12 protein-coding genes are annotated in these 11,861 nt (G+C 73.8%); 3 read left to right on the top strand and 9 right to left on the bottom strand.

Going from position 1 to position 11,861, the window contains the following annotated elements; all coding sequences use genetic code 11:
* Positions 1-42: 42 nt before the first annotated feature.
* The gene (locus KRR39_RS05600; RefSeq protein WP_216941106.1) at positions 43-1,119 is read right to left on the bottom strand and encodes a substrate-binding domain-containing protein; all 1,077 of its coding nucleotides are present in this window, start codon (positions 1,117-1,119) and stop codon (positions 43-45) included.
* Positions 1,120-1,166: 47 nt separating this feature from the next.
* Between KRR39_RS05600 and KRR39_RS05605 the strand changes: the two genes are divergently transcribed.
* Positions 1,167-1,565: a MarR family winged helix-turn-helix transcriptional regulator gene (locus tag KRR39_RS05605; RefSeq protein ID WP_216941107.1), complete on the top strand. Its 399-nt coding sequence runs from the start codon at positions 1,167-1,169 to the stop codon at positions 1,563-1,565.
* Positions 1,566-1,590: 25 nt separating this feature from the next.
* Here the strand turns inward: KRR39_RS05605 and KRR39_RS05610 are convergent, their stop codons facing one another.
* From KRR39_RS05610 to KRR39_RS05620, 3 genes are all read right to left on the bottom strand, one after another.
* Positions 1,591-2,733, bottom strand: coding sequence for an acyl-CoA dehydrogenase family protein (locus KRR39_RS05610; RefSeq protein ID WP_216941108.1), 1,143 nt, complete (start codon positions 2,731-2,733; stop codon positions 1,591-1,593).
* Between the two features lie 12 nt (positions 2,734-2,745).
* Positions 2,746-3,924: an acyl-CoA dehydrogenase family protein gene (locus KRR39_RS05615; RefSeq protein ID WP_216941109.1), complete on the bottom strand. Its 1,179-nt coding sequence runs from the start codon at positions 3,922-3,924 to the stop codon at positions 2,746-2,748.
* A 216-nt stretch (positions 3,925-4,140) separates the two neighbouring features.
* Positions 4,141-4,965 carry a glycerophosphodiester phosphodiesterase gene (locus tag KRR39_RS05620; protein ID WP_216941110.1) on the bottom strand — a complete coding sequence of 275 codons (825 nt, stop codon included), beginning with the start codon at positions 4,963-4,965 and terminating at the stop codon, positions 4,141-4,143.
* Positions 4,966-5,239: 274 nt separating this feature from the next.
* Between KRR39_RS05620 and KRR39_RS05625 the strand changes: the two genes are divergently transcribed.
* Positions 5,240-5,506 (top strand): excalibur calcium-binding domain-containing protein, encoded by a 267-nt coding sequence (locus KRR39_RS05625; protein WP_216941111.1) that lies wholly within the window; start codon positions 5,240-5,242, stop codon positions 5,504-5,506.
* 197 nt (positions 5,507-5,703) lie between these two features.
* Here the strand turns inward: KRR39_RS05625 and KRR39_RS05630 are convergent, their stop codons facing one another.
* The 5 genes from KRR39_RS05630 to KRR39_RS05650 all read right to left on the bottom strand — a co-directional run bounded on the left by KRR39_RS05630 (position 5,704) and on the right by KRR39_RS05650 (position 11,273).
* Entirely contained in the window at positions 5,704-6,501 is a 798-nt protein-coding gene (locus tag KRR39_RS05630) for an SGNH/GDSL hydrolase family protein (RefSeq protein WP_216941112.1), read from the bottom strand.
* Between the two features lie 28 nt (positions 6,502-6,529).
* A complete protein-coding gene (locus tag KRR39_RS05635) occupies positions 6,530-7,549 on the bottom strand; it encodes an LLM class flavin-dependent oxidoreductase (RefSeq protein WP_216941113.1) in 1,020 nt (339 codons plus the stop codon).
* A gap of 192 nt (positions 7,550-7,741) precedes the next feature.
* Positions 7,742-8,950 (bottom strand): acetate/propionate family kinase, encoded by a 1,209-nt coding sequence (locus KRR39_RS05640; RefSeq protein WP_216941114.1) that lies wholly within the window; start codon positions 8,948-8,950, stop codon positions 7,742-7,744.
* Positions 8,943-11,024 (bottom strand): phosphate acetyltransferase, encoded by a 2,082-nt coding sequence (gene pta, locus KRR39_RS05645; RefSeq protein ID WP_216941115.1) that lies wholly within the window; start codon positions 11,022-11,024, stop codon positions 8,943-8,945. Before pta ends, KRR39_RS05640 begins: the two co-directional genes overlap by 8 nt.
* A gap of 51 nt (positions 11,025-11,075) precedes the next feature.
* Positions 11,076-11,273, bottom strand: a complete 198-nt coding sequence (locus KRR39_RS05650) for a hypothetical protein (protein ID WP_216941116.1) — start codon at positions 11,271-11,273, stop codon at positions 11,076-11,078.
* A gap of 192 nt (positions 11,274-11,465) precedes the next feature.
* On the opposite strand from KRR39_RS05650, the gene KRR39_RS05655 reads away from it, so the two are divergent.
* The gene (locus KRR39_RS05655; protein ID WP_216941117.1) at positions 11,466-11,852 is read left to right on the top strand and encodes a hypothetical protein; all 387 of its coding nucleotides are present in this window, start codon (positions 11,466-11,468) and stop codon (positions 11,850-11,852) included.
* Positions 11,853-11,861 lie beyond the last annotated feature (9 nt).

Below are 11,861 nucleotides of genomic sequence, written 5' to 3' on the forward strand. Positions count from 1 at the left end.
TCGGGGGAGAGCGTACGGCCATTTAGTTTCAGATGGAAGTATCTACGCGACGCCGGGTACGACGGTGAGCCCGAGGCCCTCAGCCCGGGCCAGGTGCACGCGTCCGGTCCGGTCGACGTCGAGGACCCGGGCCACCGCCGACGCGAGTCCCGACGGCCGCAACGTGCCCTCCGCCGCGAGCCGGGCGACGAGGTGCAGCCCGTCGTACACGCCCTCGGCGTAGCTGTCGAGCACCGGCGCCTGCGGCCCGAGCAGCGAGGCGTGCCGCTCGGCCAGGCGCAGGTGCCGCTCGTCGGTCATCGACACGAACGACGACATCGCCGCGAACAGCGTGCCGGTGCGCTCGCCGTCTCCCGCGAGCAGGCCGTTCTCCTCCAGCGCCCCCGACAGCCGGACCAGCCGGCGGTCGAGGTCGGCCTGCCGCAGCGCCCGGTGGAAGGTCACCAGGTCGCGGCCGACCAGGCTGAGCAGCACCGCGTCCGCACGGCTGCGGCGCAGCTCGTCGGTCAGCCGGTCGACCCGCGCCGCGACGCCGCCGAGCGGCACCAGCTCGTCGAGCACCACCTGCGACCCGGCGGCGGCGACCAGCGACCGGGCGCTGGCGTGCACGGCCTGGGGCCAGATGTAGTCGTTGCCGACGAGCGCCCACCGGCGCAGCCCGTGCTCGCGGGTCAGCCAGCGCAGCGCGCCGCTGAGCTGCTGGGCCGGGTCGGCACCGATGCACACCACACCCGGGCGACGGCCGCCTCCCTCGTGCGGCGGCGTGAAGACGTACGGCGTCCGGCCGGCCACCGTGCGCTCGATCGCGCGGTGCACGTCGCTGGTGTGGAACCCGACCAGGGCGTCCACGGCCCCGGCGTCGCCGAGCCCGGCGACCTCGCGCGCGACCACGTCCGGGCGGGCCCCGCCGTCCACGAGCACCAGGTCGACGTACGCGCCGTGGACGCCGCCGGCGACGTTCACCTCGTGCACCGCCAGCAGTGCGGCGTCGACCGCGGACGGGCCGATCATGCCGAGCGGCCCGGACTGCGGCACGACCAGGCCGATGCGCAGCCCGCGGCCGTCGCGGGGCACGAGGCGTGCCTCCAGCGGGTCGCACAGCCGCGCCTCGATCCTCACCGGCACGAGTATGCTCCAGCGGTCGGTGCCGGAGGGAGGCGAGCGTCATGGGTCACTCGGTGGACGCCACGACCTCGGTCGTCGAGCGGCTGACCCGCGCGCAGCGGTACGCCGCGCAGGGTCTGTCCCGGCTGCTCGCCGAGGACGGCTGCACGCTCGACCAGTGGCGGGTGCTGCGGGTGCTGGCCGACGGCGAGGGCCACCTGATGGGCGAGGTCGCCGCCGAGCTGCTGCTCGCGCAGCCGACGCTGACCCGGGTCGTCGACGGACTGGTCGACCGGGCGCAGGTCTACCGCCGGGCCTCCGACGCCGACGGCCGCAAGGTGTCGGTGCACCTGTCCCGGCAGGGCCGGACCCGGCTCGCCCGGCTGGACGCGATCGCCGCCGCGCACGAGACAGCCCTGCGCGACGACCCCCGGTGGCGGGAGCTGTCGGCAGGGCTGTAGGCCCCGGGGGGTTCGCTGGCCCGCGTCAGGCGAGCGGGTCGACCTCGTCGTGGTCGCCGATCCCGGCGGCCAGCGTCGAGAGGTGCAGCTGGCCGTCGCCGAACAGGTGGTCCAACGCGGTGAGGTGGCTGGTGTAGCTGCCCACGCTGTACTCCGCCGTCATCGCGATCCCGCCGTGCAGCTGGATCGCCTCCTGGCCGACGTGCCGCGAGGCCCGGCTGACCTGCAGCCCGGCCCGGGCGGCCGCCTCGGCGACCTCCGCGTCGGTGCCGGACGCGAGCACCATCGTCGCCCAGGTCGCGACGCTGGTCGCGAGCTCGAGGGAGACGTACATGTCGGCGGCCCGGAACGTCAGGGCCTGGAAGGTCTTGAGCGGCACGCCGAACTGCTTGCGGGAGGAGAGGTACTCCGACGTCGCGGACAGGGCGTACTGCATCGCGCCGATCGCCTCGTTGCAGGCCGCGATGCGGGCGGCGTCGAGCGCGCGCGCGATCTGCGCGGACGCGTCGGTGGCCGAGCCCAGGGGAGTGGCGGGGGTGCCGTCCAGGGTGACCCGCGCGGCCCGGCCGCCGTCGAAGGTCGGGTAGCCGGACCGGGTCAGCCCGGGAGCGTCCCCGGCGACCAGGAACAGCGCGGTGCCGCCGTCCCCGAGGCGGGCGCTGACCACCAGCTGGTCGGCACGGGCACCGAAGGGCACCGGCTCCTTGACGCCGGTGAGCGTCCACCCGTCGCCGTCGCCGGACGCGGTCACGTCCTGCGCCGTGCTGACCCAGCGGGTGCCGGGCTCGGCGTGCGCGAAGGCCAGCACGGTCTCGCCCGAGCCGACGGCCTCCAGCAGCGAGGACTTCTGCTCCTCGGTGCCAGCCAGCGCCACCACGCCGCCGGCGAGCACGACCGACGTCAGGAACGGCTCGGGCGCGAGGACCCGGCCGATCTCCTGCGCGACGATGCCGACCTCGACCGGGCCGGCGCCCATGCCGCCGTACGCCTCGTCGAAGGGGAGGCCGAGCACGCCCATCTCGGCCAGCCGGCTCCAGAGCAGCTCGTCGTAGCCGGGGTCCTCGGCGACCGTGCGGCGCCGGTTCTCGAAGTCGGAGTACGACTTGCCGACGAGCCCGCGGACGGCCTCGCGCAGCGCCTGCTGCTCCTCATCATAGGTGAAGTCCATGCCAGTCGCCTCTCAGAGTCCCAGGATCGTCTTCGCGATGATCTGCCGCTGGATCTCGTTGGACCCTCCGTAGATCGACGCCTTGCGCAGGTTCAGGTAGACCGGGGTCGCGTGGCGCGCCCAGCCGGCCAGGTCCGAGTCCGCGTCGCCCGCGCCGGAGGCCAGCGACGCCGGACCGGCCAGGTCGACGACCAGCTCGCTGACCGCCTGCTGCAGCTCGGTGCCCTTGAGCTTGAGCACCGAGGAGGCGGGGTGCGGCTTGCCGTCCGCGGAGTGCGCGACGACGCGGAGCGCGGTCAGCTCGAGGGCGAGCAGCTCGTTCTCCAGCTCGGCGATCCGGGCCACGGTGAGCGGGTCGTCGAGCAGGGTGAGGCCGCCGGCGACGCTCACCGAGCGGGCGTAGTCCTTGGCCTGGGCCAGCACCCGCTTGGTGGAGCCCACCGGCGCGACGCCGACCCGCTCGTTGCCGAGCAGGAACTTCGCGTAGTCCCAGCCCTTGTTGAGCTCGCCGACCAGGTTCTCGGCCGGCACCCGGACGTCCTCGAACCACACCTCGTTGACCTCGTGGCCGCCGTCGATGAGCTCGATCGGGCGGACCGTGACGCCGGGGGTGGTCATGTCGATGAGCAGGAAGGAGATGCCGGCCTGCTTCTTGGCCTCGGGGTCGGTGCGGACCAGGTTGAAGATCCAGTCGCCGTACTGACCGAGCGTGGTCCAGGTCTTCTGCCCGTTGACGACGAACTCGTCCCCCTCGCGCACCGCCGTGGTGCGCAGCGAGGCGAGGTCGGAGCCGGCGTCGGGCTCGGAGAAGCCCTGGCTCCACCAGATGTCGAGGTTCGCGGTCCTGGGCAGGAAGCGCTCCTTCTGCTCCTGCGAGCCGAACGCGGCGATCACCGGGCCGACCATCGAGGCGTTGAACGCCAGCGGGGTCGGGACGCAGGCGCGCTGCATCTCCTCGTGCCAGATGTGCCGGCGCAGCGCGGACCAGCCGCGGCCGCCCCACTCCTCGGGCCAGTGCGGGACCGCGAGGCCGGCGGCGTTCAGCACCCGCTGGGACGCGACGACCTGGTCCTTGGTGAGCTCACGACGCTCCGCGACGGCGTCCCGGATCTCCTGGGGCACCTGGGTGGTGAAGAAGGTCCGCATCTCCTGGCGGAATGCGGCGTCCTCGGCGGACAGCTCGAGCTGCATCGACGTACCTCCGGTGGGTGGGTGCTCTCATCATGGCAAACGCCACGAAGAAGTGACCCACCGGTAGTACCCGTCGGTAGCCAGACCCGCCGACCCGGCGCGTCTGGCGGCGAACGGGCCGCCGACCCGGCGCGTCTGGCGGCGAGCGGCCCGTCGACCCGGCGGGTCTGGCGGCGAACGGGCCGCCGACCCGGCGCGTCTGGCGGCGCGGAGCGGTCAGGCGGCGTTCGGCACCGGGACGCGCAGCAGCCCGCGCAGCACGTCGGGGCGGTTGGTGATCACGCCGTCCACGCCGAGGGCCGCGGCGCGGAGCATGTCCGTGGCCCGGTCGACGGTCCACACCTGGCAGGCGAGGCCGGCGTCGTGCACCGCGTCGACGAACGACGCACGCACGGAACGGTGCCGCGGGTTGACCTGGTCGGCCCAGGTCGCGAGCTCGGGAAGGCGGCGGCGCGGCGGGGAGCCGAGCAGGCCGACGGGTACGTCGGGAGCGCGCTCCTTGAGCCGCCGCATGCTGTCGTGGTCGAACGACTGGACGACCAGCCGCTGCTCCCACAGGGCGTCGGCGAGGTAACCCGGGGCGGACCGCAGCTCGGCGTGCAGGTCGGCCTCGATGCCGGGTGCGGAGGACGGCGACTTGACCTCGAGGAGCAGCCCGGTGCCTGTCGCGTGCAGCAGGTCGAGCACCTCGCGGAGCAGCGGCGCCCGCTCGCCGGCGTAGGCCCGGTCGTGCCAGGAGCCGGCGTCCAGGGTCGCCACCTCGTCGTACGTGAGGTCCGCGACGCGCCACGGTCCCCGCCCGGGGAGCCGGGTCTCGGCGTCGGTGGTGCGGGTCAGGGTGGCGTCGTGCAGCACGACGAGCGCGCCGTCGCGGGTGCGCTGCACGTCGATCTCGACGGCGCTCGCGCCGAGGACGATCGCGCGACGGAACGCGGCCAGGGTGTTCTCGGGGGCCTGGACGCTCGCGCCGCGGTGCGCCACGACGGCGGGCTGGCTGGGCTGGCGGAGACGGTCGGCGGGTCGGTGTCCGAGGAGGGTCACGCGTCGAGCGTGGCGGGGGCGGGTGTCGGGCGGGCGACGTGCAGGTGACGGCAGCGCGATGCTTCGGCGACGGCCCGTCCGACCCGGGTCTCAGGTCGGCCGACCCGGGCCTCGTGGTGGGTCGAGTCGGGTCTCGTGGTGGGTCGAGTCGGGTCTCGTGGTGGGTCGAGTCGGGTCTCGTGGTGGGTTCGGCCGGTCCGGGGATTCGCCTGACGCGAGCGGCTGCGTGACGGAGGATCTGGGGTGCCACTTCAACCACACGGGGGGACCCCTGATGAAGAACACCATGAAGGCGACGCTCGTCGCGCTCGCCAGCGCCACCATCGTCCTGAGCGGCACGACCGGTGCGCACGCGCAGGCCCGGGTCTTCGCGAACTGCGACGCCATGCACAAGGTCTACTCGCACGGCGTCGGCAAGAGCGGGGCTCACGACAAGACCAGCAGCACGCCGGTCACGAACTTCAAGCGCAACAACGCGCTCTACCGGGCGAACAAGAAGAGCGACCGGGACGGTGACGGCATCTCCTGCGAGGCGAGGTAACCGCACGAGGAGCATCCTCGTGACCTGACGCCCGGCGCGACCTTCACCAAAGCCCGGGTCGACGTGCACCGAGCCCCGGGTCGACGTGCACTGAGCCCCGGGTCGACGTGCACCGAGCCCCGGGTCGACGTGCACCAAGCCCCGGGTCGACGGGAACTACGGCCCGGGTCGACGTGCACTACGGCCCGGGTCGGCCTCTACTCCGGCCCGGGTCGGGGGCTTGTGGGGGCCGGGCCGTCGGGGGTGAGGGGGAGCAGGTCGGGGCGCTTGCAGACGCCGGCGGTCGCGAACTCGTGCCCGCGCAGCCGTCCCCAGACCCAGGGGGCCATGTGCGTGACGATCCAGCGGGCCTCGCGGGCGGTCACCCGGATCGCGCCGGTGGTCACCGTGGCCTCCGGCTCGGTGCGCCAGTCCTCGTGCTCGACGCCGTAGGCCTCGGCCAGCGCGGCGGCGATCCGCCGGTGCCCCTCGCTGTTCACGTGCAGCCGGTCGTCGTCCCACAGCGCGGGGTGGCCGGCGACCGGGACCGGGGCGAAGTCCACGATCGTCGAGCCGTACGTCGCGGCGGCCTCCCGGACCACGTCGTCGAAGAACAGCAGCCGGGACCGCAGGAACCGGGTCAGCGGCGCGACCCGGCGCATGTCCGGCATCGTGAACGAGAGCACCCGCACGCCGGCCTCGTTGAGCCGCCGGTGCGTGGTGAGCAGGTTGTCGCGCAGGCCGGCGCCGTCGAAGCGCGGGCGCAGCAGGTCATTGACGCCGGCCACCACCAGCGCCACGTCGGGACGCATCGCGAGCGCAGGCTCGAGCTGGGTCTCGCGGACCTCCTGGGTGGTCTGGCCGCGCACCGCGAGGTTGGCGTAGGTCAGGTCCGGGTGCAGCCGCGCGAGGATCCGCGCGAACCGGTCGGCCCAGCCGACGTACGTGCCGTCGGGCCCGTGGTCCATCAGGCCCTCGACGGTGCTGTCTCCCAGGGCCACGAGTCGCAACGTCATGCCGCCCATCCAACCGGTACGACGGTGCTCAGCTCGACTCACCCCAGGCTGCGGCGATCTCGCGGTAGCTGGCGATCCGGCGCGCGCGGTCCAGCGACGGGGTGACCACGACGATCTCGTCGACCTGGGCCTGCTCCCGGAGTTCCTGCAGCCGCTCGACGACCTGCTTGGCCGGACCGGTCGCCATCCGCGGGTCGCGGTCGCGCCGGCGGCCGCGGAACTCCGAGGACCGGGCGAACGCGACGACCTCCTCGGGGCGCAGCGGCTCGCGCTTGTTGCGGGCGAGGTTCTGCATGGTCAGCGCCCAGGCGGCCTCGAACTCCAGGACGGCGTCGTCGTCCTCGCTGCCGAAGGCGAGCACCGACATCGCGGAGTAGGGCCGGTCGCCCTCGCGGACCGGACGGAACTCCCGGCGGTACTCCCGCAGCACGTCGACGGCCAGGTCCGGGCTCTGGTGGTGCGCGAACACCGCGCTGAGCCCGTTCACCGCGGCGAACGACGGGCCGTAAGCGCTGGAGCCGAGCAGGAAGATCTCCGGCCGCTCGTCGACGACCGGTGCGGCGACCAGCGGGGCGTAGGGGTGGCCCTCCGGGAAGCCGTCGCCGAGGAACGCGAGCAGCTCGGCGACCTGGCCGGGGAAGTCGCGCTGCACGTCCGCCGCGACCCCGCGGCGCAGCACGTGCGCGGTCAGCGGGTCGGTGCCGGGCGCGCGGCCCAGGGCGAGGTCGACCCGGCCGGGGTACATCGCCAGCAGCGTCCGGAACATCTCCGCGACCTTGAACGGCGCGTGGTTCGGGAGCATGATCCCGGCGGCGCCGACCCGGATCCGCTCGGTGTGCGCGCCGATGTGCGCGGTCAGCAGCTCGGGCGCGCTGCAGGCGAGGCTGTGCATGTTGTGGTGCTCGGAGACCCAGTAGCGGCGGTAGCCCGCGTCCTCGGCGGCCCGCGCGACGTCGACTGCTCCGGCCATCGCGGCGGAAGCCGGCTCGCCGTGCTCGATGCCGACGAAGTCCAGCACGGACAGGGGGAGCGTGGGCTGCTCGGTCACGGGGGCACCTCGTTCAGGTCGACGGTCGGGCGGTGGCGCCACGAAACGGCCACCCGGCGTACGGGTGGCCGCTCCGTGTCGTACGTCGGTCCGTCAGCCGCCTCTCGGCGTGCGGCCGCTCGCAGCGGCAAAAGGTGAGACCCGGGGGCATGAACCGGACCGACAGAGATGAGAACCCGGCCGGGGCCGCTGCTATTCCCGGGCGGCGCCGGCCGCCGACACCACCTCGACCGCCTGCCGGGCGATCTCCCACTCCTCGTCCGTGGGTACGACGAGCACGGCGACGTCGCTGCCGTCGGGGGAGATCACCCGCGGCCCGGAGCCACCGGCGTTGCGCGCGGGGTCGACCGCGATGCCGAGCCGCTCCAGGCCGGCCAGCGACGCGGCGCGCACGGAGGCCGCGTTCTCCCCGACGCCGGCGGTGAACACGACGGCGTCGACGATGCCGAGCACGGCGTAGTAGGCGCCGACGTACTTGCGGATCCGGTGGCAGTAGACCTCGAACGCCAGCCGGGCCGCCGGGTCGCCGTCGGTGCGCCGTCGGTCCAGCTCGCGGAAGTCGTTGACGCCGGCGAGCCCCTTGAGGCCGGACTCGCGGTTCAGCAGACCGTCGACCTGCTCCACGGACCAGCCGAGCTCGCGGTGCAGGTGGGCGTGCAGGGCCGGGTCGACGTCGCCGGACCGGGTGCCCATCACCAGGCCCTCCAGCGGGGTCATCCCCATCGAGGTGTCCACGGACTCGCCGGCGCGGATCGCGGCGGCCGAGGCGCCGTTGCCCAGGTGCAGCACCACGAGGTTCAGCTCGGGCAGCGGCCGGCCGAGCAGGTCGGCCGCCGCGCCGGCGACGAAGGAGTAGGAGGTCCCGTGGAAGCCGTAGCGGCGGATCCGGTGCTCCTGCACCCAGGCGTGCGGGAGCGCGTAGGTGTAGGCGTGCGGCGCCAGCGTCTGGTGGAACGCGGTGTCGAAGACGGCGACCTGCGGCACGTCCGGGAACAGCCGCTGCGCGGTGGCCATGCCCGCCAGGTTGGCCGGGTTGTGCAGCGGGGCCAAGGGCACCAGCGACTCGACCGCGGCGACGAGTGCGGCGTCGACCAGCGCCGGCGCGGAGAACTCCGCGCCGCCGTGCACGACGCGGTGCCCGACCGCCCGCAGGGTGACCGACGACAGCGCCGGTCCGTGGGCCTCGAACGCCTCGAGCGCGGCGCACAGCGCGGCCCCGTGGTCGTCGTAGGTGCCCTCCGTGCGGTGGTCGCCGTCGGGGCCGTGGTGGGTGAGCGTCCCGGGCCCCTCACCGATCCGCTCGACCAGCCCGGAGGCCAGCGCGGTGCCGGGGCCGGCGTCGACGAGGGAGTACTTCAACGACGACGAGCCGGCGTTGACGACCAGCACCAGGTCAGCCACGCGCGGCCAGCTGGGCCTGGATGGCGGTGATCGCCACGGTGTTCACGATGTCGCGCACCGTCGCGCCGCGGGACAGGTCGTTGACCGGCTTGCGCAGGCCCTGGAGCACCGGGCCCACCGCGACGGCACCGGCGGAGCGCTGCACCGCCTTGTAGGTGTTGTTTCCGGTGTTCAGGTCGGGGAACACGAACACCGTCGCGCGGCCGGCGACCGGCGAGTCCGGCAGCTTGGTGAGCGCCACCGCGGCGTCGATGGCGGCGTCGTACTGGATCGGCCCCTCGACGAGCAGGCCGGGCGCGCGCTGCCGGACCAGCGCGGTCGCCGCGGACACCTTCTCCACGTCGGTGCCGCTGCCCGAGGAGCCGGTGGAGTAGGACAGCATCGCCACCCGCGGCTCGACGCCGAACGACGCGGCGGTCGCCGCCGAGGAGATCGCGATGTCCGCGAGCTGCTCGGCGGTGGGGTCGGGGTTGACCGCGCAGTCGCCGTAGACGAGCACCTGGTTCTCCAGGCACATGAAGAACACCGAGGAGACCACCGAGACCCCCGGCAGCGTCTTCACGACCTCGAAGGCCGGGCGGATGGTGTGGGCCGTGGTGTGCACCGCGCCGGACACCATGCCGTCGGCGAGGCCGAGCTCGACCATCAGGGTGCCGAAGTAGGACACGTCGGTGACGATCGCGCGGGCCTCGTCGAGGTCGACGCCCTTGTGCCGGCGGCGGGCGTGGTACTCCTTCGCGAACCGCTCCACGAGCTCCTCGTCGTGCGGGCTGACCAGCCGGGCGCCGTCGAGGTCCACCCCGAGGCCGGCGGCCCTGGCCGAGATCGAGCGCGGGTCGCCGAGCAGCGTGAGGTCCGCGACCCCACGGCGCAGCAGGACGTCGGCGGCCCGCAGGATCCGCTCCTCCTCGCCCTCGGGCAGCACGACGTGGCGCCGGTCGGACACCGCCCGGTCGATCAGCTGGTGCTCGAACATCAGCGGCGTCACCGCGTCGGTGCGGGCCACCTCGAGCCGGTCGAGCAGGGCGTCCCCGTCGACGTAGGCGTCGAAGAGCGCCTGGGCGGTGGCGATCTTGCGGGCGGAGCCCCGGGTCAGGCGGCCGCGTACGGCGTTCAGCGCGGACGTCGTGGCGTGGGTGCCGAGGTCGGTCGCCACGATCGGCATGGTGGCGCCGATGCCCTCGAGCAGCCGGACCACCTGCGGGGCGAGCGGGATGCCGCCGTTCAGGACGATGCCGGAGATCTGCGGGAAGGTCGCCGACACGTGCGCGGTCAGCACGCCCAGCACGATCTCCGGCCGGTCGCCCGGGGTGATCACGACCGCGCCCTCGGTCAACCGGTCCAGCACGTGCGGCAGCGTCATCGCGGCCACCACGAACCCGGTGGCCTCCCGGGCGAGCAGGGACGCGTCCCCGCTGACGAGGGTGCCGTCGCAGGCGGCCATCAGGTCGGCGACCGACGGGGCGCTGAGGATCGGCTCCTCGGGCAGCGCGTAGGCCAGCACCCCGGGGACCGTGATCGCCTCCGCGTCCTCGATCACCGCCGCCTCGTCGACCCGGTTGGCGACCACCGCGAACAGCGTGCCGTGCTGGGCCTTGAGCTCGCCGACGGCCATCGACGTCATCGCCCGCAGGTCGGCGGGGCTGCGGCCCGAGCCGTTGAGCACGAGCAGCACCGGCGCGCCGAGGTTGGCGGCGATGCGGGCGTTGAAGGAGAACTCGGTGGGCGCGCTGACGTCGGTGTAGTCGCTGCCCACGACCACGACGGCGTCGCACCGGTCGGCGACCTGGTGGTAGCGCTCGACGATCCGGTCGAGCGCAGCGGTGGGGTCGCGGTGCACCTCGTCGTAGGTGACGCCGGCGCACTCGTCGTAGGACAGCGTCACCGCGTCGTGCGAGACGAGCAGGTCCAGGACGTAGTCGCGGCCCGCGTGCTCGGCGACGTCGGCACGCACCACGGGGCGGAACACCCCGACGCGGCCGACCCGGCGCGACAGCTGCTCGAGCAGACCCAGCGCGACGGTCGACTTGCCGGTGTAACCCTCGAACGAGGCGACGTACACGCTGCGGCCCATGGGCCCGACCCTAGCCGGGCCGGACCCATGGTGCGGGTGGCAGGACGGCGGTCAGCGCCGCGTCGTCCACCTGCGTGCTGCCGTCTCCGAAGCCGCGACCTTCCGCTGCTGCGGGATGATCCCCAGCTCCGGGTGCCGCTCGAACCAGCAGTCCCGGCACCAGGCCAGGGTCCGCAGGTTGATCGAGCGGAGGAAGGCCTGGTCGAGTGTGACCTCGCCGTAACAGCCCTCGCACGTGTAACTCATCATCGTGGAAGCCCCCCTTGCATCGCGAGAGCTCCGTCCCCCTCGTCGAATGCGACAAGTCTCCGGGAATCCGGCCCCGGGTCAAGTCGTCCGGAGATGTCAGCGTGTCCTTTACCGTCCCCCCGCTGGCTAGGCTGCAGGCGGTCGACGAGAGGCGGGCAGATGGCGGGGCCAGGGATGTCGTGGGTGGGACCGGTGGCGAAGAACGCCGCGAAGTACGGCGCGAAGTACGGGCCGCACGCGAAGGTGGCGTGGGAGGTCGCCGGCAAGCACGTGCAGGCGGCCGCGCGGGCCCGGCTGGATGCCGCGGCGCTGCGGCGCAAGGCGTTCGACCAGGCCGCGGTCACCCGGGACGGCAGCGTGCTGCGGGTCGTCGAGGCCGGCGAGCCGGTGTTCGTGGTCTTCTCCGGCGACGACCCCGTGGGCTCCTACCCGACGACCGGGCGGCCGCTGGCCGAGCTCGTCGAGCGGGCCGACCTGGCCCAGCGGACCACCCCCGAGCAGCACCACGAGCAGCAGCTGCGGGCCCGGGTGCTCCGGGCCGCCGACCGGCTGCCCCGCCCGGGCCGCGACAGGGACTGACCCCGCGGG

The organism is Nocardioides panacis (assembly GCF_019039255.1).
GTDB lineage: Bacteria > Actinomycetota > Actinomycetes > Propionibacteriales > Nocardioidaceae > Nocardioides_B > Nocardioides_B panacis.

Coding starts and splice junctions, on each gene's coding strand:
- KRR39_RS05605 (WP_216941107.1), top strand. CDS start 1,167: ATGGGTCACTCGGTGGACGCCACGACCTCGGTCGTCGAGCGGCTGACC.
- KRR39_RS05610 (WP_216941108.1), bottom strand. CDS start 2,733: ATGGACTTCACCTATGATGAGGAGCAGCAGGCGCTGCGCGAGGCCGTC.
- KRR39_RS05615 (WP_216941109.1), bottom strand. CDS start 3,924: ATGCAGCTCGAGCTGTCCGCCGAGGACGCCGCATTCCGCCAGGAGATG.
- KRR39_RS05625 (WP_216941111.1), top strand. CDS start 5,240: ATGAAGAACACCATGAAGGCGACGCTCGTCGCGCTCGCCAGCGCCACC.
- KRR39_RS05630 (WP_216941112.1), bottom strand. CDS start 6,501: ATGACGTTGCGACTCGTGGCCCTGGGAGACAGCACCGTCGAGGGCCTG.
- pta (WP_216941115.1), bottom strand. CDS start 11,024: ATGGGCCGCAGCGTGTACGTCGCCTCGTTCGAGGGTTACACCGGCAAG.
- KRR39_RS05650 (WP_216941116.1), bottom strand. CDS start 11,273: ATGATGAGTTACACGTGCGAGGGCTGTTACGGCGAGGTCACACTCGAC.